Source organism: Vibrio ostreae (genome assembly GCF_019226825.1).
Lineage (GTDB): Bacteria > Pseudomonadota > Gammaproteobacteria > Enterobacterales > Vibrionaceae > Vibrio > Vibrio ostreae.
Genome location: NZ_CP076643.1, coordinates 1,547,578 through 1,568,388 on the forward strand (window position 1 = coordinate 1,547,578; position 20,811 = coordinate 1,568,388).

The following is a 20,811-nucleotide window of genomic DNA, read 5'->3' on the forward strand; positions in this document are numbered from 1 at the left end:
GAGAAAGGTCAATGTCTTAAAAAGTCAACTGAGTGCTAAAAAATCCATCAAACCAAAGTGTGATTGCCATGAAATGGGGACAATAAAGGCTTTTTCAAGGGAATCGAGGCTTTTTTTTCTGCAAAAGCCCAAAAAGAGATCTTGCTCTTGTTTTGTGCTCGCAATTTACCATCTTTTAAACCACTCAACAGCCAACTCCCAGTATCATGGAGGCCGGGCTTAAACACCACGCGGGACAACAGGATGTTATCGATTCGCCGACTCAGTATACTGTTTTTTATCGTATTTATTACGGTCACCGCGGTTTGCGCCCATTTGGCCTGGCGTTATCAGTATCAGAGCCTGCTTACCGAGCAGCAATCGGAGCTGGATAAGTTTTCCAGTCACATCGTCACCAAGCTGGACAAGTACGCTCACATCCCGCGTCTGCTGTCAAAAGACAAAGAGTTAATTGATGCCCTGCTCAATCCGCACAATACGGCTCAGCTCGAAATCACCAATCGCTATCTGGAGCAGGTCAACGACGTCATCCAGGCCGCAGACACTTACCTGCTTGACGCTTATGGCAATACTTTAACGGCCAGCAACTGGAACCTTGAACGCACCTTCATCGGACGTAACTTTGCCTGGCGTCCCTATTTTTATCAGGCCATTCAGGGCAACAGCAGCCAGTATTTCGCCCTGGGCTCCACCTCAGGTGAACGCGGTTACTACTACGCCTATCCTGTGGTATACGCGGCTGAAATTCTCGGTGTGGTGGTAGTGAAGATGGACTTATCAGCGATCGAAGAGAACTGGCAAAGCCGCAACAGCTATTTTGTCGCCACCGATGTCAATCAAGTGGTTTTCATGTCCAGCCAGCCTGACTGGCTGTTCAAAAGCGTCGCCACCCTCAATGAACAGACCCGCGATGCGATCCCGCAACAGCCGTCAGTATCTCAATCAGCCCATCATTTCTCTTGGCCTGCAAGGCGATTTTTCTGCCGCGCAAAGTGAATGGAAAAACCCCAGCCAGGGCTGGATGAAAGGCGACTTTATCGTATCAAGCCGGCGCCTGACCTCACCACAACTGACCATCCATGTCCTGTCGCCCAAGATTGAGGTGTTCTGGGACGTATTCGGACTGATCATGATTTTAACCATGTTGTTTATCATTGTTTATCTGGCGCTGTTGCTTAATCAGCACCGTAAACAGCGTCAGCGCCAGATTGACCAGTTGCAGCTCGAAGCAAAACAGAAGCTTGAGTTCCAGGTCATGGAGCGGACTGCTGAACTGCATGCCGAAATCCGGGAACGGATTAAGACCGAAGACGCCCTGCGTCAGACTCAGAATGAGCTGATCCAGGCTGCGAAACTGGCCGTCCTCGGCCAGATGTCGGCCAGCATCAGTCATGAACTGAACAATCCGCTGGCGGCGATTCGCAGTTTTGCCGACAACGGACGCCGCTTTCTCGCCGGCGGCAAACCGGAGCGTACCGATGAAAATCTGACCCGCATTTCCGCTCTGACCGAACGTATGGCCAAGATCAGCGAACAACTCAAATCGTTCGCGCGTAAAAGCAGCAGTGAAGAACGGGCTGACGCTCAATTACAACCGATTGTGGTTTACGCCAAAGAGCTGATGCAGGCCCAGTTTAAGTCGCAAGGTGTTAAATTTGAGGTCAGCACGCCACCGCAACCGGTCTGGGTCAGTATCAACCCGATACAACTCGAGCAGGTGCTGATTAATCTACTGACTAATGCAATGCAGGCTGTGGCAGATCAGGCGCAACGACAGGTTCATCTCACCTTAACCCGGGATAATCAGCGGGCCTATATCCATGTTGACGACAATGGCCCGGGCATCAGTGAAGACAAACGGGCTCAGCTGTTTGAGCCCTTTTTCACCACAAAGCAGAATGGTCTCGGACTCGGGCTGTCTATCTCACAACAGATTGTCCAGAGTATGGACGGTGAACTCGATGTCAGCACCGCGCCGCTTGGGGGGTGCCCGGTTTACGATTCGTCTTCCGATCATTGCACCCCGTCAGCCAAGCCTGACCCCCTCTGCTGATTCAATACCACAAGTAACTACCCAAGGAAGTCAGGATGTGTGACGTATTTTTCATCGATGACGAAACCGACATTCGTATCGCTATCGAACAGAGCTTTGAACTGGCGGATATTGAAGCGCGCTATTTTGCCAGCGCAGAAGAAGCATTACTGGCAATTAAACAAGGGGAAATGCCCCTGGTTGTGGTCACCGATATCTGCCTGCCGGGGCTGAGCGGCCAGAACTTGCTGACCTCGATTCATCATCAGGATCCGGATGTGCCGGTGATCCTGATTACCGGCCACGGTGATATCTCAATGGCTGTTCAGGCCATGCACGACGGTGCCTACGATTTTATTGAAAAACCGTTTTCTCCTGAAAGGCTGATTGAAACCGTCAACCGGGCGATAGATAAACGCAAACTGACCTTAGAAAACCAGCAACTTAAACGCAGCCTGAAAGCGAGCCAGACCCTGGGGCCGCGCATTATCGGTGATACCGACAGTATCCAGTCCCTGCGTGATACCATCGCCACCGTCGCCGACACCGATGCCGACATTCTGCTGTTTGGCGAAACCGGTACCGGTAAGGAACTGATTGCCCGTTCACTGCATGAGCAGAGTTCACGCCGAGAGCAAAACTTTGTCGCGGTCAACTGCGGGGCGGTGCCGGAAAATCTGATTGAGAGTGAATTATACGGCCATGAAAAAGGCGCGTTCACCGGCGCTGACAGCAAACGAATCGGTAAATTTGAACACGCCCAGGGCGGTACTCTGTTCCTGGATGAAATCGAATCAATGCCGATGCAGGCGCAAATTCGCTTGCTGCGGGTGCTACAGGAACGGGTGATTGAACGGGTTGGCTCCAACGAATTGATCCCGCTAAATTTTCGTGTCATTGCTGCGACCAAGGTCGATCTTAAACAAGCGGCGATGGAAGGTTCGTTCCGCCAGGATCTCTATTACCGTCTCAATATCGTCACCCTCGATCTGCCACCGTTGCGCGAGCGTAAAGAGGATATTGCGACCCTGTTCCACCACTTTTTACTGGTGGCAGCCGCGCGTTATGGTAAAGCGGCGACTGCGCTCAATGCCCAGGATCTGCAAACTTTGATGAACCATGACTGGCCGGGCAACGTGCGCGAACTGCGTAACGTTGCCGAACGCTTTGTGCTACTTGGTAAACTGGCGCAATTGGATGATGCTCCGGTCGTCAGTAGCTCCGGCAGCCTGGCCGACCAGGTGGCAGAATTTGAAAAAGTTGCGATCGAAAAGGCGCTGATTGAAAGTAACGGCAGTATTAAGCTCACCATGGAACAACTCAATATTCCGCGTAAGACGCTGTACGACAAAATGCAGAAATATCGTATCGACAAAGATAACTTTAAAAACTGAGTCGCCTACTTCACCCTGTCGGTGAGAGGTTATACTTAACCTATCGGGGTCCTAGGATCCGCAGCCACCGGTACGCCGTCATGAAAAAGTTACCTCTGGGTTATATTACCGATACAGTTCTGCATGACGGTGTCTATTACCCGGAAAAACGCTTTCATCGTGAACGCCGCACTCATCTCCAGAAATGGCGCTTTTACGAACGCAGAAAAATGCCCGGAAGCAGACGCCATCCGGGCAAAGTCATCGACGAAATCATCTGATTTGAAATTACTTCGTCAGGATTTCCGGCCCCATCAGTGTGGTTGGCAGCCAGGTAGAAACCCAAGGCACATAAGTGACGATGATAAGGAACAGAAACATCACCGCAACCCAAGGCAGGGCGGCTTTGACGACCCGCATCATCGACATTTTCGCTACCCCGGCGGTCACGAACAGGTTGAGACCAACCGGAGGGGTAATCATACCGATCTCCATGTTAACCACCATGATGATACCAAGATGAATCGGGTCAATGCCCAACGCCATCGCAATCGGGAACACCAGCGGCGCGACGATAATCAGCAGGCCTGACGGCTCCATGAACTGACCACCAATCAGCAGCAGAACGTTGACCACGATCAGGAAGGTGATGGGTCCGAGACCGGCGGACAGCATCGACTCAGTAATCATTTGCGGTACACGTTCTTCGGTCAGCACGTGTTTCAAAATCAATGCGTTGGCAATGATAAACAGCAGCATAATGGTCAGTTTGCCCGCATCATACAGCGTCGCTTTGGTGTCTTTGTGCACCAAAGCCTGAAACACCTTGATCAGCGCCGGTTTAGTGTTGGTTTTATCGGCAAACGGGCCCATATCGCAGTAAACAAAGTTCGCAATCAAGAAGGCGTAAACGGCGGCCACGGCGGCGGCTTCAGTCGGAGTAAAGATACCGCCGTAAATACCACCCAGGATAATAACCACCAGCAATAATCCCCAGCTGGCATCTTTAGCTGCCGCGAAGGCTTCGCTCCAGCCAACAAAAGGCTGCTTAGGCAGGTTCTTTACCCGGGCTGTAATATAAATGGCGATGATCAACATCAGTCCTGCCAGCAAACCGGGGATCACGCCCCCCAGGAACATACGTCCCACAGACACATTGGTTGCCGCAGAGTAGACCACCATCACAATCGACGGCGGGATCAGAATCCCTAACGTACCGGCGTTACAAATCACCCCGGCAGCAAACTCTTTGCTGTAGCCGTTTTTGACCATACCAGCGATAACAATACTACCGATAGCCACCACGGTGGCCGGTGATGAACCGGACAGCGCCGCGAACATCATACACGCCACAACAGAAGCGACCGCCAAACCACCACGGAACCAGCCGACCATCGCAATCGCAAAGCGAATGATACGTTTCGCCACACCACCGGTAGACATAAAACTGGAGGCCAGAATAAAGAAAGGGATCGCCAGCAGTGTGTAGTGACCTTCAAACGCATTAAACAGAGTCTGTGCCACCGAAGCCAGCGAAGCTTCTGAATGCCACATCAAAAACAGAATACTGGATAAACCCAGTGACACAGCAATCGGCACGCCCACCAGCATGAAGCCAATCACCATGATAAAAAGCATAAGAATAGCCATGGCTTACTTCTCCTTACCGTTCGCGTCAGGCTTGGTGCCCATCACATCACCCGCATCTTTCAGCTCTTCTTTCAGAGCTTCCAGCTCCTCTTCCGCTTCATGACCGGCAATCAGACGATCCAGTTTTCCGGTCAGGATTTGATAGGCGATTTGCAGAAAACGGAAAGTCATCAATGCCATCCCCAATGGCAGGGCCATATAAGGAATGAAACGCGGCATTTTTTCGTAACGTTCACCCTCGTTGAACCAGTCAGCCAGGAACTGCAGCATGTCGGGCATCGGAATATCATCGGTTTCATACCAGGCGCGTTCGCTGATAAACGGATACCAGTAATTCCAGGAGCCAATCAGCAACAAAATAGAGAAAGCGAGACAGCAGGCAACCGAGAACAGAGCCAGCAGTTTACGCCCCCCTTCCGGTGCCAGGTTGATCACCACATCAACCCCGATATGGAAATGTTTCTTCACGCCGTAAGAAGCACCAACCAGAACCATCCAGGCGAACATGAATACGGTTAGCTCAAGCGCCCACAGAATGTTGTCGTTAAAAAGATAACGTAAAATAACGTTGACGAAAGTCAGCAGAGTCATGGCACCCAGGAAGAAGGCGATCAAGGTTTCCTCCGCCTTATCCGTCCATTGACCTACTTTTGCAAAGAAGGACTGTTGCATAAGATACATCGCTCTGATAATTGAGTATGGCGGGCAAATGGCCCCGGCGCATTCCCGGGGCCGCTTGCTTTACTTCTGATTTGACGCCAGGGCAGCGTCAATCAGGTCCGAACCAATATCTTTTTCAAACTTCTTCCAGACCGGTTTCAGAGCGTCAACCCACTGCTCACGCTGTTCCGGAGTCAGCTCACGCACCACACCGCCTGCTTCAACGATGTACTGCTTGTTCTGCTCTTCCACGCGGTTAGATTCAGCGTTACGGGTTTGAGTCACTTCCTGAAGGATAGTAGCGAACTGATCACGTACGTCTGCTGGCAGACCATCCCACCATTTGGTTGAGGTCACCACCAGGTAATCAAGAATACCGTGGTTAGTTTCAGTGATACCGTCCTGTACTTCGAAGTACTTCTGGCCATAGGTGTTTGACCAAGTATTTTCCTGACCATCGATAACTTTGGTTTGCAGGCCGCCATACACTTCAGCAAACGACATTTTCTGCGGGTTAGCGCCCAGTTGTTCAAACTGAGCCACCAGCACATCCGATGCCTGAACACGGAACTTGAGACCTTTCGCATCTCCAGGCACCAGCAGCGGTTTGTTCGCAGAAATTTGTTTCATGCCGTTGTGCCAGAATTCCAGACCTTTCACGCCACGACGGTTCATCGCATTTTTCAGCGCTTCACCCGACTCAGAGTTCTGGAAACGGTCTACGGCATCAACATCATCAAAAAGGAAAGGGAGATCGAACAAACGGAACTTTTTGGTGAATTTTTCAAACTTCGACAGTGAAGGTGCGGCCAATTGAACATCGCCATTGAGCAGCGCTTCCAGCACTTTGTCATCATCGTACAGAGTCGAGTTAGGGAACACCTGCATACAGGCTTTACCATTCATCTCTTCGTTAACGCGTTTTTCCAGCAGCGAAGCAGCGATGCCTTTCGGGTGTTTATCGGTGTTGGTCACGTGACTGAACTTGATCACGATTTCACCCGGATCACAGTTTGCGGCAGCGTTGAAGCTGGTGACAGCAAGAATAGAGGCAGTTAACAGAGTAAGAGGCTTGAACATTATAATTCTCCTTAGTTTCATTTATCAGCCCCATCTATGGGTGCTGGTTATTCACTAAGGAGCAATTAGCAGGCCAATATGCTACATTTTATTAACATTACTTATTTTACAAACAGTTACACTCTGTTACCTGATTTTTAACAATGACTAAGCCGCTGAAAGTCAGTACAAATGGGTGGAATCTGACCCATAGAAAAATAGTGATTGGGTCATTTTCCATCCATATCCTTATCCCTGCGGATATCGGCTATTCAGGCTATTGACGTTCGACTAAAACGTATCAACATTCTACGTGCCGACAACGACCAAGATGATAACCATTTGAAAAAATTATGCTAAACAGGACAAAGCGGGGAAATATGAGGGAATGAGGGAAACGTTAATAGTGCCGAGAGTGAAGAGGTAAGTGCACTCTCCGTCCGGGTCGCAAGCCTGACCCGGCAACACCCCATAATTAACCCAAGTCTCCCCCGAGTACCTGAGTCATTGATTGGAGAGTGCACTTAAACTGGCGGGCTGGTATCACAGCACCAGCCGGTTAAAAATGAATGCGCTGCTCAGTCGCAGCGTCGAAAAACACGGCCTTTGACAAATCAAAATGCAAAGTCGCCGTTTGTCCAGGTTTGACCTGATACTCAGGTGACAAGCGACACGCCACCTCTTCATCATTCACTTTAACCATAGCAATAATATCCGGCCCTGTCGGCTCAAGTACTTCGAGCAGCAGTTCAAGTCCGGTCGATGTTTGCTCATCCTTACCCGGCTGCTCAGTGATATGCTCCGGGCGTACGCCGATGACAATTGAGCGGCCAGCTTGCTCACGCAGCGCCGCTGGCAGCTTGATTTCATGCTCTCGGGCATCACTGCCACGCACTTTAATCACTGGCTGTTGCTCACTGTTCCGTTCCACCTGAGTATGAATAAAATTCATCGAGGGTGAGCCCATAAAGCCGGCAACAAACATGTTGTTCGGATGATTGTAAATCTCCTGCGGCGTTCCTAACTGCTGCAACTCGCCATCTTTCATTACCGCAATTCTGTCCGCCAGCGTCATGGCTTCTATCTGATCGTGGGTCACATAAACAATGGTTGTTTTTAACTGCTGGTGCAGACGCTTAATCTGATGACGCATATCCACTCGCAGTTTCGCATCCAGATTCGACAAAGGCTCGTCGAACAGATACAGCTTAGGCCGACGTGCCAATGCGCGTCCCATCGCTACCCTTTGGCGCTGACCACCGGATAATTGCGATGGTTTACGCTCCAGAAGATGGCTGATTTGCAGCATTTCGGCGACTCGATTCACTTCCGCATCGATCGCCTCTTTGGCCATTTTGCGGATCTTCAAACCGAAAGCAATATTATCGCGCACCGTCATATTTGGATACAATGCGTACGATTGAAATACCATTGCGATGTCACGATCTTTGGGTTCAACATTGGAGACATCTACGCCATCAATCACAATTTCACCTGAGGTAATATTCTCCAGACCCGCGATGGTATTCATCAACGTTGACTTACCACAACCGGATGGGCCAACCAGAATCAAAAACTCACCGGACTCGATACTGATATCAATTCCCTTCAGGGTTTCCTGTTCCGCATTGCGATACGTTTTGCGAATCTGTTTTAAATCTAATGCTGCCATGCGGATTATCCTTTTACTGATCCTGCGGTCAGACCGCGTACAAAATATTTCCCGGCCAGCACGTACACCAGCAGCGTCGGCAACGCTGCAATGATGGCGGCGGCCATATCTACGTTATATTCCTTCACTCCGGTACTGGTGTTGACCAGGTTATTCAGAGCAACGGTAATCGGCTGTGTATCGGAGCCGGAATACACCACACCAAACAAGAAATCATTCCAGATGGCGGTGAACTGCCAAATAATGGTGACCATGATGATCGGGGGTTGAAATCGGCAGTAAGATGCGGAAAAAGATGGTAAAGAACCCTGCGCCATCCAGTTTGGCCGCTTTGACCAGTTCATCCGGCACCGCAATATAGAAATTACGGAAAAACAAGGTGGTAAAAGCCATCCCATAAATCACATGCACGATGACCAGCCCCGTGGTGGTGTTCGCCAGACCAAGCTTGCCCAGCACCGCCGCCATCGGCAGCAGGATCACCTGAAACGGGATAAAACAACCAAACAGTAGCAGGCTGAAAAACAGGTTAGAGCCGCGGAATTGCCACTTCGTTACCACATAGCCATTGAATGCACCCAGCAGGGTCGAAATCAGCACGGCCGGGATCACCATCTGAAACGAGTTCCAGAAATAACCTTTAATGCCGTCACAACTAACACCGGTACAGGCGCTGTCCCAGGCTTTTAGCCAGGCATCCATCACCCACTCCTGAGGCAGTGAAATCAGGTTCCCGGCACGAATATCCGGCAAGGATTTGAATGACGTCAGCACCATCACCAGCAGCGGCATCAGATACATCAGACAAAATGCCAGCAATAACGCATAGATTCCTAAACGGGCGAAATTCATTGAACGGTTCATGATTTTTTCTCCCTTAATTCGGAATAAAGGTATGGCACCAGAATGGCGAGAATACCGCCCAGCATCATCATCGCACTGGCCGCACCCAGGCCAATCTGACCACGGGTAAAGGAGTGCGCATACATAAACAGCGCAGGCAAATCGGAAGAATAACCAGGGCCACCGGCCGTCATAGCGGTCACCAGATCAAAGCTTTTGATGGCGATGTGCGAGGTAATGATCACCGCACTGAAAAAGACCGGGCGCAGACACGGCAGCACAATTTTCCAGTAAATGACCGGCAGACTGGCACCATCAATTTGCGCCGCTTTGATAATCGAGGCATCGATACCACGCAAGCCGGCCAGAAACATGGCCATTACAAAACCGGAGGATTGCCACACTGCCGCGATCACCAGGGTGTAAACCGCCATGTCTGAATCCACCAGCCAGTCAAACTGAAATCCGGTAAACCCCCAGTCATGCATCAGTTTTTCAAGCCCGAGCCCCGGGTTAAGAATCCATTTCCAGGCGGTACCGGTCACGATAAAAGAGAGCGCCATCGGATAGAGATAAATGGTGCGAATCGCCCCTTCCTGACGGATATTCTGATCAAGAAAGATGGCCAGAAAAACGCCGAGTACGATGGCAATCAGCATAAACAGCAGACCAAATATTCCCAGATTAGTAATCGAGGTCAGCCAGCGATCGTTGTCCATCAGTTTGCTGTACTGAGTGAAACCGACAAAATTAAAACTGGGTAAAAATCGGGAGTTGGTCAGTGACAGCGCGGCGGTCCAGAAAATAAATCCATAAATACACACCAAAGTAACCACTATGGTCGGTGACAGGACGATTTTCGGCAGCCAGTGCTGCAGTCTGTCGGCAAAGCTTCGCTTTGGCGCAGAATAAGTCGTTGGACGCTTCAAAACATGCTCCATAACTTTCCTTGTAAGAAAACAGCTTGTGACAAGACAGAGCGCAGATGCTCTCTGTCTTGCACAATTCAACAGTAACGGTTGGAGATTGAAGCAGCGCTTACATGGCTGCTTTCACAGCCTTAGCCAGTTTCTGCGCCGCCTGTTTTGGATCGGCATCGCGGTCATTGAAGAAGTTAGTCACGACGTCAAAGATGGCACCCTGAGCATAGCTGGTGGTCGACATACCGTGCGCCATACTCGGTACCAGCCCACCATCTGTAGACGATGACTTGAACTCTTTCATTGAGTCCATCGCACACTGGTCGAATTTCGCCATGTCCATATCCGTACGGACCGGAATTGAGCCTTTATTGAGGTTAAAGACTTCCTGGAACTGAGGTGAAATGATGGTTTTGGCCAGGGCTTTCTGTGCTTTGATGTTTTCTGCATCTTTCAGCTCAAAGAAAGCAAAGCTGTCCACGTTATAAGTAAATTCCCCTTGCGTGCCCAGAGCGGGGAAGCACAGGTAGTCCTGACCAGGCACCTTACCCGCTGCGGTAAATTCGCCTTTCGCCCAGTCGCCCATGATCTGCATCGCAGCATCACCATTGATCACCATAGAAGTCGCAACGTTCCAGTCTCGGCCTGGTGAGTTGTCATCGATGTAGTTGTGCAGTTTTTTGAATTGAGTGAACACCTGAACCATCTTATCGCCGGATAAGGCATCCATATCCAGATCAACGAAAGCTTTCACATAGTCTTGCGGTCCGAGCACATCCAGAGCAACCGCTTCAAATACAGTCGCGTCCTGCCACGGTTGACCACCGTGCGCCAGAGGGATGAAACCGGCCGCCTTGATTTTGTCTGCTGCAGCAAAGAATTCATCCAGATTGGTCGGCACTTTCGCTCCCGCTTTCTTGAACACTTCCGGGTTGGCCCACATCCAGTTCACACGGTGCACGTTGACCGGTACTGCCACGTACTCGCCGTCATACTTCATCACCTGGTTGATCATCGGCGGAATGATGTCATCCCAGTGCCCTTCGGCAGCCACATCATTCAGATTGGTCAGAAAACCCAGCCCTGCCCATTCCTGAATATCATGACCTTTAATTTGCGCCGCTGATGGCGGATTCCCGGACACCGCGCGGGTTTTCAGTACCGTCATGGCACTTTCACCACCACCACCGGCTACAGCAAAATCTTTCCAGGTGTGGCCTTCTTGCTCCATCAGCTGTTTCAAAACGGCGACGGATTTCGCTTCACCACCGGATGTCCACCAGTGAAGTACTTCGACTTCACCAGCCTGAGCCAGTGACGTTGCGGATAGCAGAGAGAGAGTCAGTAGAGTTTTGGTTAGTTTCATTCTGGTTATCTTCCATGTTTGGATTTGGCTGTCGGCGCTTAAAGCGCTCTACAACCAGCATAGATAACTCTAAAACTTTGTCTGCAACATACAGTAACAACAAGGTAACAGATGAGTTACATTAGACATCAATGTTAGGGGGAACAAAGACTTGCACTAATAGGCCGCCCTGCAGCGAGTTGGCAATAATGAGATCTCCGCCGTGTCCGTGCAAAATGTTACGGCATATCCCCAACCCTAAACCATGCCCCTCTTCATCATCAGCCAGACGAAAATAGGGTTCAAAAACCGCTTCCAGTTTGTCAGCCGGAATACCGGGCCCCTGATCCTGCAAAGTGATGACGATCCACTGCGGCGTTTCCCTTAGCGTCACTGTCACTTCCTCACCATATTTCACCCCGTTATCAATCAGGTTACTAAGGACACGACGCATCGCGAGCGGTTTGACAATCAAAGGCTCCATCGTTACCGGAGTAAAATGGACCCGTTCCCGCTCAAAATTGTAGCCTTCCGCAATGCTCTGAATCAGCTCGCTGAGATCAATGTAATCATTATTTTCATGCAATTCAGTATCACGTACACATTGCAAGGCGCCTTTGACCATCATCTCCAGTTCATCCAGATCACGATTAAATTTGGCGCGTTTAACATCGCTCTCCAGCAGCTCCGCGCGCAGTCGTAAACGGGTGATCGGGGTCTTTAAATCATGGGAAATGGCGGCAAAGAGATGCTCACGGTCAGCGACATAACGCCGGATACGCTGCTGCATCCGGTTGAAGGCGCGGGTCGCCATTACCAGCTCACTTGCTCCCTCTTCACGCAGCGGCCGCTGGGCGATATCCATACTGAGATCATTGGCCGCCCGGGCGAGATTTTTCAGCGGCCGGACCTGACGCCGCACCAAAAGATAAGTCAGCAGCAATAAAATCGTGGTAGACAGCAGCAGGAACAGCAGTTGCTCACGGCCGAGCAGATTATCATCCAGATTGACATAAGGTGCGGGCAACAAGGCTGCGATATACAGCCACTCATGGCTGGCCAGTTCAATCTGGACCACCATGACCGGCGGATTGAGCGGCTCCAGCGTCAGAGTGTGATGCGCCCAGGAACGAGGCAGATCATTCAGATAAATGTCATTTTTCAATAAGCGCAGGTGCTCGGGACGGGTAAAATCGACCCGAATCTCACCAACGTTGTTGAGCTTTTGCTGCAACACCTGACGCACAGCACTGACTGACGCCAGTTTAAAGCGGGTATTTTCAATCGGGTCAACGAGCAGCTGCTGCTTATTGAACGAAACAAAGAAGCGGGTGCCGCCCATATTGCGGATCTGGTCCAGCACGATATGACGGTAACGCACCGGTAAGGACTGGAAAAAGGTTACGGTCGAGGCAAACATACCGGCCATGCTGGAAGATGCCGAGCGTATCCCTTCCAGTTCATTCGATTTGGACTGGCTGTACCATATCGAGGTTGCCAGCCCTTGTGCCAGTAACACCGCCAACAACGTCAGCAGCAAGGTACGCGCCACCAGCGAGGTCGGCTTAATAAACTGCAATATCCGGCGGACAGACATCGTCAGTACTCAAAGCTGACCGGCACAGACAGAAGATAGCCATTGCCACGTAACGTTTTGATGTAGTTAGGGTATTTGGCACTGTCCCCCAGCCGTTGCCGCAAACGGCTCAATTGGACATCAATACCGCGTTCAAATGGCAGGGCTTCCCGGCCCCGGGTCGCAAAAGAAATGGTGTCGCGATCCAGAACCTCATTGGCCCGGGACAGGAACAGCATCAGCAGAGCAAAATCGCTGCCCGATAATTCATGTTCCTCACCACTTTGCTGATGGGTCATACGATGCGATAAGGTATCGAGTCGCCAGTCACCAAAAGCGATGCGCTTGGGTAACGGATCGGCCGATTTATCTTCACTGACTTGGGCCCGGCGCAGCAGAGCTTTAATGCGTGCCATTAACTGACGCGGGCTGAAAGGTTTGGCGATGTAATCATCAGCGCCAATTTCCAGGCCGATGATCTGGTCGGTTTCATCGGAGACTGCGGTCAGCATAATGATAGGCACATCGGAACTGCGCCGGATTTTCTGACATAACGTGAAACCGTCATCCCCTGGCAACATGACATCGAGCAGCACCAGATCCGGATAACCGTGCTGCTCGATATGAGCGAGTAACGCCCGTCCATCGCATACTGTCGCGACCTGATAACCTGATTTACTCAGATACTCGTCCAAAAGCTCACAGATTTCGCGGTCATCATCCACGACAACAATACGTGTGCCTTCCATTGCTCACCTGTCTTGTACAAATTTTTAACAAGCAGTGTATCGGGACGGATAGCGAATGATTATCGATATTTAACGGAAATTTGATGCCGTTCTAAACCAAGATCACATTTTCAGCCGCTCATGATGAGCAGCTGATTTCCAGCTTCTTACCCCACTCCGGCGGCAGACGGGCGTAATCTTCATACTGCGGCTGATCCTCAAAAGGCGTCTTGAGAATTTCTGCCAGGCGGTGCACCTCACTAAAGTCTCCCTGCTCTGCCTTATCTATCGCCAGTTGCGCCAGATAATTACGCAAGATGTACTTCGGATTAACACGGCGCATCGCACTGCAGCGCTCACCAGAGCTGAGCGGTTGCCCTACTGCGTCCAGCTCTTGCTCACAACGGCTCAAATAACGCTGCAGCCAGGTTTGTGCTGCCTCGCGATCGATAAACAGGTCCAGTACTGCCTGCTGAGCATCACGATCTAACTCAGATAACTGACGCATGAAGCGGGTGTAATCAACTTTGTGCTTTTCCAGTAGCCCGAACATGTCGTCAAACAGAGCGCCGTCATTCTCCAGTCTGCGATTGAGGCCAAGCTTGGCACGCATCAGCGCACTGAAATGGCCATTAAGCTGGGTTTCGTAGGCACTCAGCGCCGCTTCCAGATCCGAACGCTCAACCAGCGGCGACAAAGCCTGAGCCAGCGCAGACAGATTCCACAACGCCACTCGCGGCTGCTGATCAAACGCATAGCGGCCCTGGTAATCAGAATGGTTACAAATGAAATCCGACTGATAATCATCCAGGAAGGCAAACGGACCGTAATCGAAGGTCTGTCCCAGAATCGACATATTGTCGGTATTCATAACACCATGGGCAAAACCGACCGCCTGCCACTGGGCAATCATCTGCGCGGTGTGATCAACCACCTGATTGAATAGAGCGGCATAAGGGTCCGCTTCATCGGCACAATGCGGGAAATACCATTCAATCACTTTGTCGGCAAGCAGCCGTAGCTCTTCATGTTGGCCGGTGTAAAAGAAGTATTCAAAGTGACCAAAGCGAATGTGGCTTTGGGCAACGCGCACCAACAGCGCGCCGCGCTCTTGTTTCTCGCGGTAAACCGGAGTGTCACTGTGCATTAGTGCCAAAGCCCGGGTCGTAGCAATCCCCAAACCCGCCATCGCTTCACTGCACAAATACTCGCGAATTGATGAACGCAGAACCGCACGGCCATCCCCCATACGGGAATACGGCGTCAGACCGGCACCTTTAAGATGGATGTCAAATACCTCTCCTTGCCGGGAGCGCATTTCTGCCAACAGCAGGCCGCGTCCGTCACCGAGATCCGGGTTATATACCCCAAACTGGTGGCCGGCATATTTCATCGCCAGTGGTGCAAACGCTTCAGGCATTGCCTGTCCGGACAGAGCCTGGAGCAACTCATCGTTCGGTTGTGCTGGCAGGTCAAACTGCCTTGCCAGTTCTGCGTTCCAGGCGACCCAACCGACATTCAGCAGCGGTTGTGGCTCAACCGGGGTATAAAACACCTCAGGCATCGCCCGAAAACGGGTGGATAATGTGACGCTGTCCCAAACCGACATACTTATTCTCTCATTGACTGTTTGGGTAAAACGTTAGCAAATACCCGACTGCAATACTAGGTTTTACGAGCCGGCCAGCACTGAGCGGCAAAGTTTAACTGCGCCGGGACTAGCTTGCGCTCACTCGCACGGCGGGCACTTCGCTCTGCGGCAAAGCGGATGTCAGGAGCAACTCAATCGGGTCACAGTGCACACTTTCCTGTTGGTACTAAAAACCAACAGGCCCGCGGCAATACTGCTGCGGGCCTGTTTCTGTCTGCCAGCCGTGTGGCCATAGGGCGCTATGCAATCATTGGTCTGCAAACGTGATAATTACACCACACTGAACACGGCAACAATCGCAAAGAGGGAGAACAGAATGGTTCTGCCTACCACACCTAACACGCTGGGTTGAATCATTTCTTGATGCATTTTGTCTCCCTTTAAATGTGACAACCTAATGACAATATGATGAAATTTTGCGCTGTTCTCAAGCATTTTAGATATTAAATTTTTGTTACATCCATTGTGATAAAAGGCGTCGACCACGATCATTACGGTCTATTCTTGAAAGTGAATCTGCGTCAGATATATGGCCAGCAGCCTGTTCATTTATTGATTAAAGGTGTCCGTATGTTATCGATCTTTGATATTTTCAAAATTGGGGTTGGTCCTTCCAGCTCGCATACCAATGGCCCGATGATCGCCGGCCATCACTTTCTCAGCCTGCTCACTCCGCAACAGCGGGTGAAACGAGTGCAAATTGATTTGTACGGTTCGCTGTCATTAACCGGCAAGGGTCACCACACTGATAAAGCCGTTATTCTTGGCTTGCTGGGTAATCAGCCAGACACCATAAAAATGACCAGTGCCAACAATGCGTTGCAACGCGCGCTTGACGAAGGGGTTCTTCTGCTCGGTGGCCAGCACGAAATAGGCTTTGATTACGCTGGTGATTTGCTCTTTCATACCAGCAACCTGCCGCTGCATGAGAACGGCATGACTCTGACCGCATTCGACTCTCACGGCCAGCCGATAGGCTTTGAAACCTACTACTCTATCGGGGGCGGATTTATCGCGACAGCCGACGAACTCGAACATGGCACCAAGACACCTAAAGTCCTGGTCGATTATCCGTTTGACTCCGCCGAAGCCCTGCTTAAAAAAGCGGAACGGCATGGTTTGAGTCTGGGCGGGCTGGTGCTGCGCAATGAACTGGCTTTCCATACCCAAAAAGAAATTGATGACCGCACCGATCAGATCTGGAAAGTCATGTCGCTTTGCATGCAAAGGGGATTTGAGACCGAAGGCATCCTTGATGGCGGCCTGAATGTGACGCGTCGTGCGCCGGCTCTGCTCAAAAAGCTCGAGGCGAATGCCAAAATTGAAAACGACCCGATGGAGATCATGGACTGGATAAACCTGTACGCCTTTGCGGTCAGTGAAGAAAATGCCGCCGGTGGCCAGGTCGTCACCTCCCCCACCAATGGCGCAGCAGGCGTCATTCCGGCAGTACTGATGTACTATCACCGCTTTATCCGCCCGCTTGATACCAAACAGCTGAAAGACTTTCTTGCGGTGGCCGGTGCCATCGGCATCCTGTACAAAACCAATGCCTCTATTTCCGGTGCCGAGGTAGGCTGCCAGGGTGAAATCGGCGTTTCATCCTCGATGGCTGCTGCCGGTCTGACATCCCTGCGCGGCGGCAGTAACGAACAAATGTGCATTGCGGCGGAAATCGCGATGGAGCATTCGCTCGGCATGACCTGTGATCCGATTGGCGGTCTGGTGCAGGTACCCTGTATCGAACGCAATGCGATGGGCGCGATGAAAGCCATCAATGCCTCGCGCATGGCGCTCAAACGTACCAGTAAATGTTTAATCTCATTGGATAAAGTGATTGATACCATGTACCAGACCGGCAAAGACATGAATAAGAAATACCGTGAAACCTCCCTTGGTGGCCTGGCATTAATTCATCTCGCACCGCCATGTGAGTGAAACGCTTAAACAGATTTATAGGATGACGTTCTGCCAGGATGATTGAGAATTTTCTCAATCGCCTGGCGCTGCACGATCCATTGATAGCTGAGCGATAGAACACAAATCTCATACGCCCAGGCCAGATAAGCAACCGGACCAATCAACACAGCCACCGCGACATGGTCAAAACTAGCACTGACCAACAGCAGAGCCAGCAGCGCTGGCAGCAAGCCGATTAAGACAAACAGAGCACCGCGATACTGACGAGAGACCTGCCAGGCAAAATATAAACCATACTCTTTATCCTCAACCGCCGTGGCGGGAATGGCCAGCCCCCAGCGCGAAATCACCCAGGCCAGCGGAACCATCAGCATCAACTCTGAGCCAAGTTGTAACCACAGCACCTCGCTCTGCGTCAGCATACCAGCCAGCAAACAGATCAGCCCCACCAGCATGATGACCAGCACATAGCCCAGAATACGAACTTCGGGCTTCGCACTCAGAACCACATTCTCCGGCTGCGCTTGCGACTGACGCATTAAAATAGCCCGGTGCCAGCGTACCGTGGCCCAGACCAACACCGCAATAAACACCATTATGTTCAGCAGCGTTGCCAACAGGCCGTCGTCAGACTGAAAATACCACACTCGCAGCGCCGTTAGCATGCTCACTAATAAACAAGGCCAGGAAAGACATAACAGCAGACGCCATTGCCGTTTCATCAGCGTTGCCGAGCTGACTAACATATAAAGAATAGGAAGGTGGTCATTTTTCATGTCAGGTTCCCTGAACGTACCTGTATAAACTATGACTCACATCGCCTTAGTTTACACTTCAAGCTAAGTGACCTTATTCAAGATTATATAACCAGTAAGTAATATATTACTTACTAATAAACCGATCCGGCCTGCCCTTTTCTCAGGACAAGAGCGCGTTAAAATTAGCCACAGCGCTTGAATTGACCTAACAACTTGTTCAGTATGGATTAAATAACGGAAAGAATAAGAAGCCACTGAGGAATAAAGTGCATGAGTAGCGATACACCACGTTTAACATTACGTGTGATAGAAAAAAGCGATTACCCCGAACTAGCAGAACTGATGGATTTGGTTTTCCATGATGTGGGTGGGGCCTGGCCACGCATGACCATTATGGACTTGATCCACCAGTTCCCTGATGGTCAGATATGTATTGAAGACAACGGTAAAATCATCGGTGCCGCACTCACCATCAAAGTCGACTACAACCGCTTTTCCCTCCCTCACGTCTACACTGACATCATCAACGAACACAACGTCATCCAACACAACCCCAACGGCGATGCCTTGTACGGGCTGGATGTTTTCGTTCACCCGGATTATCGCGGCCTGCGTCTCGGCCGACGCCTGTATGCCGCACGTAAAGAGCTGTGCCGCAGCGACAACCTGAAAGCCATTCTGGCCGGCGGACGTATTCCCGGTTACATCAATTACGCGGATTCGATGAAGGTGACCGACTACATTGAGAAGATCAAACGCCGTGAGCTGTACGATCCGATCTTGTCGTTCCAACTCGCCAATGACTTCGACGTCAAACGTATGATGCGCCATTACCTGCCGGAAGATGACAGCTCGCGCGGTTATGCGACGTTACTGGAATGGGACAACGTTTTTTATGAGGAAGATGTTCATTCGATCCACGATATCGAAAAAACTCTGATTCGTATCGGTATCATCCAGTGGCAGATGCGTGCCATGTTAAGTGTTGAAGACCTGATGGATCAGGCGGAGTTTTTTGTTGACTCACTCTCCAAGTACCAGGCGGATTTCGCCCTGTTCCCGGAGTTTTTCAACGCCCCGCTGATGGGATTGCAAAATGACCAAAACAGCGTAGAAGCGATTCGTTTTCTGGCATCGTTCACCGACGAAATTAAAAGCCGCTTCTCGCGTATGGCGGTCGAGTACAACATCAACATCATCGCAGGCAGCATGCCGGTGATGCAGGATGGCCAGCTGTATAACGTGGCTTATCTGCTGCATCGTGATGGCTCTATCGACGAACAGTACAAGATTCATATTACTCCGCACGAAAAACGTGACTGGGTAATCGACGGCGGCAACCAGGTCCAGGTGTTTGATACCGATGCCGGCCGGGTGGGGATTTTGATCTGTTACGACAGTGAGTTCCCCGAGTTGGGACGTATGTTGGCCGAACAGGATGTGCAAATCATTTTCGTGCCGTTCTGGACTGATACTAAAAACGGATACCAACGTGTTCGTCTGTGCGCTCAGGCGCGTGCGATTGAGAACGAATGTTATGTCGCGATTGGCGGCAGTGTGGGTAACCTGCCCCGGGTCGACAACGTTGATATTCAATATGCCCAGTCAGCGGTATTTTCACCATCCGACGTGTTCTTCCCGCACGATGCGACCATTGCTGAAGCCAGTCCCAACACGGAAATGATCATCTTTGCCGATGTGGATCTCGACAAACTAAAGCAACTGAACACTGAAGGCTCAGTGACTAATATTCGCCACCGACGTCTCGATCTTTATGGAAGTTTCACCCAGCCCAAATCCTGATAATTGATTGACGACGTTCACATAATTCTAACAAAGTATAACGAACGGAATTTATAACATTCCGTTCGTTTTTTTCAATTTGGGAACCAAAATATAATTACAATCATTATATTAGGTTCACGCTTGTGTAAAATGCAACCGGCTTCGCAATTTGCAAAAACAAAAAACCTTAAAAATCATAGCGTTATACCGATTACCACTTAAGAGTTATAGACTATGCTCACTCTTGCATTAGGTTTTGAATCCTTTTATAAGAATCAGTTAATAGAAAACCCAAAACCATCACCCCTGAAAATACCATCTATTGCTGTTCGTTAAGGAGCCCAATATGAGCACATTTAAACTTTTTCGTCCGTTCATAGCTGCGCTGCTATGTACCTGTTCTGCATTGAGTTTCGCCAATGAAAACGATGCAATCCTGACCGTAAATGATCACGGCAAGAAAGCCTATTTCACCCTTGAACAGCTATTGGCTCACGCAGATCAGGAGATCATGACGGATACGCCATGGACCCAGGACAACACCAAGTTTGTCGGGGTATCAGCCCGAGAATTACTGAAGCTTATCGGACGAGATAATGCGGATCTGAAAGTGGTCGCATTGAATAATTACTGGTCAACCATTCCCTACAGTGATATCGAAAAATACAATCCACTGTTCGCGGTGAAAAAAGATGGCGAAGTGATGAGTGTGCGCGATAAAGGGCCAATCTGGGTTATCTATCCGCTGACGGATTTTGACGAACTGAACAATGAAGTTCTGCACAGCCGTATGGTTTGGCAAGTCAGCCAAATTGAAACGATGAACTAACTGCCGACAG

15 protein-coding genes and 2 pseudogenes are annotated in these 20,811 nt (G+C 50.4%); 6 read left to right on the forward strand and 11 right to left on the reverse strand.

Annotation, left to right across the window (positions count from 1 at the left end):
* The first annotated feature begins 243 nt into the window (after nucleotides 1–243).
* The 3 genes and pseudogenes from KNV97_RS13090 (at nucleotide 244) to KNV97_RS13100 (ending at nucleotide 3,686) form a co-directional block, all read left to right on the forward strand.
* Nucleotides 244–2,096 (forward strand): annotated as a pseudogene (locus KNV97_RS13090) (sensor histidine kinase).
* The gene (locus tag KNV97_RS13095) at nucleotides 2,089–3,426 is read left to right on the forward strand and encodes a sigma-54-dependent transcriptional regulator (RefSeq protein WP_136484261.1); all 1,338 of its coding nucleotides are present in this window, start codon (nucleotides 2,089–2,091) and stop codon (nucleotides 3,424–3,426) included. Before KNV97_RS13090 ends, KNV97_RS13095 begins: the two are co-directional and overlap by 8 nt.
* A gap of 80 nt (nucleotides 3,427–3,506) precedes the next feature.
* Nucleotides 3,507–3,686 (forward strand): hypothetical protein, encoded by a 180-nt coding sequence (locus KNV97_RS13100; RefSeq protein WP_136484262.1) that lies wholly within the window; start codon nucleotides 3,507–3,509, stop codon nucleotides 3,684–3,686.
* A 7-nt stretch (nucleotides 3,687–3,693) separates the two neighbouring features.
* Here KNV97_RS13100 and KNV97_RS13105 read toward each other — a convergent pair whose 3' ends face one another.
* From KNV97_RS13105 to KNV97_RS13150, 10 genes and pseudogenes are all read right to left on the reverse strand, one after another.
* Entirely contained in the window at nucleotides 3,694–5,055 is a 1,362-nt protein-coding gene (locus KNV97_RS13105; protein WP_218563305.1) for a TRAP transporter large permease, read from the reverse strand.
* 3 nt (nucleotides 5,056–5,058) lie between these two features.
* Complete coding sequence (locus KNV97_RS13110) at nucleotides 5,059–5,727, reverse strand: TRAP transporter small permease (RefSeq protein WP_136484264.1); 669 nt, start codon at nucleotides 5,725–5,727, stop codon at nucleotides 5,059–5,061.
* Between the two features lie 69 nt (nucleotides 5,728–5,796).
* Entirely contained in the window at nucleotides 5,797–6,795 is a 999-nt protein-coding gene (locus tag KNV97_RS13115; RefSeq protein WP_136484265.1) for a DctP family TRAP transporter solute-binding subunit, read from the reverse strand.
* A gap of 538 nt (nucleotides 6,796–7,333) precedes the next feature.
* Nucleotides 7,334–8,446 (reverse strand): ABC transporter ATP-binding protein, encoded by a 1,113-nt coding sequence (locus KNV97_RS13120; RefSeq protein ID WP_136484266.1) that lies wholly within the window; start codon nucleotides 8,444–8,446, stop codon nucleotides 7,334–7,336.
* A gap of 5 nt (nucleotides 8,447–8,451) precedes the next feature.
* A pseudogene (locus tag KNV97_RS13125) lies at nucleotides 8,452–9,310 on the reverse strand (carbohydrate ABC transporter permease).
* Nucleotides 9,307–10,230 carry a carbohydrate ABC transporter permease gene (locus KNV97_RS13130; RefSeq protein WP_136484268.1) on the reverse strand — a complete coding sequence of 308 codons (924 nt, stop codon included), beginning with the start codon at nucleotides 10,228–10,230 and terminating at the stop codon, nucleotides 9,307–9,309. The pseudogene KNV97_RS13125 and the gene KNV97_RS13130 overlap by 4 nt, the downstream one beginning before the upstream one ends.
* Nucleotides 10,231–10,327: 97 nt before the next feature.
* Nucleotides 10,328–11,575, reverse strand: coding sequence for an ABC transporter substrate-binding protein (locus tag KNV97_RS13135; protein ID WP_218563306.1), 1,248 nt, complete (start codon nucleotides 11,573–11,575; stop codon nucleotides 10,328–10,330).
* A gap of 121 nt (nucleotides 11,576–11,696) precedes the next feature.
* Complete coding sequence (locus KNV97_RS13140; RefSeq protein ID WP_218563307.1) at nucleotides 11,697–13,151, reverse strand: ATP-binding protein; 1,455 nt, start codon at nucleotides 13,149–13,151, stop codon at nucleotides 11,697–11,699.
* Nucleotides 13,152–13,153: 2 nt separating this feature from the next.
* Nucleotides 13,154–13,879, reverse strand: a complete 726-nt coding sequence (locus KNV97_RS13145) for a response regulator (protein ID WP_218563308.1) — start codon at nucleotides 13,877–13,879, stop codon at nucleotides 13,154–13,156.
* A 118-nt stretch (nucleotides 13,880–13,997) separates the two neighbouring features.
* A complete protein-coding gene (locus tag KNV97_RS13150; protein ID WP_218563309.1) occupies nucleotides 13,998–15,467 on the reverse strand; it encodes a protein adenylyltransferase SelO in 1,470 nt (489 codons plus the stop codon).
* 612 nt (nucleotides 15,468–16,079) lie between these two features.
* On the opposite strand from KNV97_RS13150, the gene KNV97_RS13155 reads away from it, so the two are divergent.
* Nucleotides 16,080–17,447: an L-serine ammonia-lyase gene (locus KNV97_RS13155; protein ID WP_218563310.1), complete on the forward strand. Its 1,368-nt coding sequence runs from the start codon at nucleotides 16,080–16,082 to the stop codon at nucleotides 17,445–17,447.
* 5 nt (nucleotides 17,448–17,452) lie between these two features.
* Here KNV97_RS13155 and KNV97_RS13160 read toward each other — a convergent pair whose 3' ends face one another.
* Complete coding sequence (locus KNV97_RS13160; protein ID WP_218563311.1) at nucleotides 17,453–18,205, reverse strand: hypothetical protein; 753 nt, start codon at nucleotides 18,203–18,205, stop codon at nucleotides 17,453–17,455.
* 252 nt (nucleotides 18,206–18,457) lie between these two features.
* Between KNV97_RS13160 and KNV97_RS13165 the strand changes: the two genes are divergently transcribed.
* The gene (locus KNV97_RS13165) at nucleotides 18,458–19,990 is read left to right on the forward strand and encodes a bifunctional GNAT family N-acetyltransferase/carbon-nitrogen hydrolase family protein (protein ID WP_136484275.1); all 1,533 of its coding nucleotides are present in this window, start codon (nucleotides 18,458–18,460) and stop codon (nucleotides 19,988–19,990) included.
* Between the two features lie 328 nt (nucleotides 19,991–20,318).
* Nucleotides 20,319–20,801, forward strand: coding sequence for an oxidoreductase (locus KNV97_RS13170; RefSeq protein ID WP_256612980.1), 483 nt, complete (start codon nucleotides 20,319–20,321; stop codon nucleotides 20,799–20,801).
* The last annotated feature ends 10 nt before the right edge of the window (nucleotides 20,802–20,811 follow it).

Bases quoted from the DNA above. Each gene is read 5' to 3' on its own strand.
- KNV97_RS13095 (WP_136484261.1), top strand. From the start codon at position 2,089: ATGTGTGACGTATTTTTCATCGATGACGAAACCGACATTCGTATCGCT.
- KNV97_RS13100 (WP_136484262.1), top strand. From the start codon at position 3,507: ATGAAAAAGTTACCTCTGGGTTATATTACCGATACAGTTCTGCATGAC.
- KNV97_RS13105 (WP_218563305.1), bottom strand. From the start codon at position 5,055: ATGGCTATTCTTATGCTTTTTATCATGGTGATTGGCTTCATGCTGGTG.
- KNV97_RS13110 (WP_136484264.1), bottom strand. From the start codon at position 5,727: ATGCAACAGTCCTTCTTTGCAAAAGTAGGTCAATGGACGGATAAGGCG.
- KNV97_RS13115 (WP_136484265.1), bottom strand. From the start codon at position 6,795: ATGTTCAAGCCTCTTACTCTGTTAACTGCCTCTATTCTTGCTGTCACC.
- KNV97_RS13120 (WP_136484266.1), bottom strand. From the start codon at position 8,446: ATGGCAGCATTAGATTTAAAACAGATTCGCAAAACGTATCGCAATGCG.
- KNV97_RS13130 (WP_136484268.1), bottom strand. From the start codon at position 10,230: ATGGAGCATGTTTTGAAGCGTCCAACGACTTATTCTGCGCCAAAGCGA.
- KNV97_RS13135 (WP_218563306.1), bottom strand. From the start codon at position 11,575: ATGAAACTAACCAAAACTCTACTGACTCTCTCTCTGCTATCCGCAACG.
- KNV97_RS13140 (WP_218563307.1), bottom strand. From the start codon at position 13,151: ATGTCTGTCCGCCGGATATTGCAGTTTATTAAGCCGACCTCGCTGGTG.
- KNV97_RS13145 (WP_218563308.1), bottom strand. From the start codon at position 13,879: ATGGAAGGCACACGTATTGTTGTCGTGGATGATGACCGCGAAATCTGT.
- KNV97_RS13150 (WP_218563309.1), bottom strand. From the start codon at position 15,467: ATGTCGGTTTGGGACAGCGTCACATTATCCACCCGTTTTCGGGCGATG.
- KNV97_RS13155 (WP_218563310.1), top strand. From the start codon at position 16,080: ATGTTATCGATCTTTGATATTTTCAAAATTGGGGTTGGTCCTTCCAGC.
- KNV97_RS13160 (WP_218563311.1), bottom strand. From the start codon at position 18,205: ATGAAAAATGACCACCTTCCTATTCTTTATATGTTAGTCAGCTCGGCA.
- KNV97_RS13165 (WP_136484275.1), top strand. From the start codon at position 18,458: ATGAGTAGCGATACACCACGTTTAACATTACGTGTGATAGAAAAAAGC.
- KNV97_RS13170 (WP_256612980.1), top strand. From the start codon at position 20,319: ATGAGCACATTTAAACTTTTTCGTCCGTTCATAGCTGCGCTGCTATGT.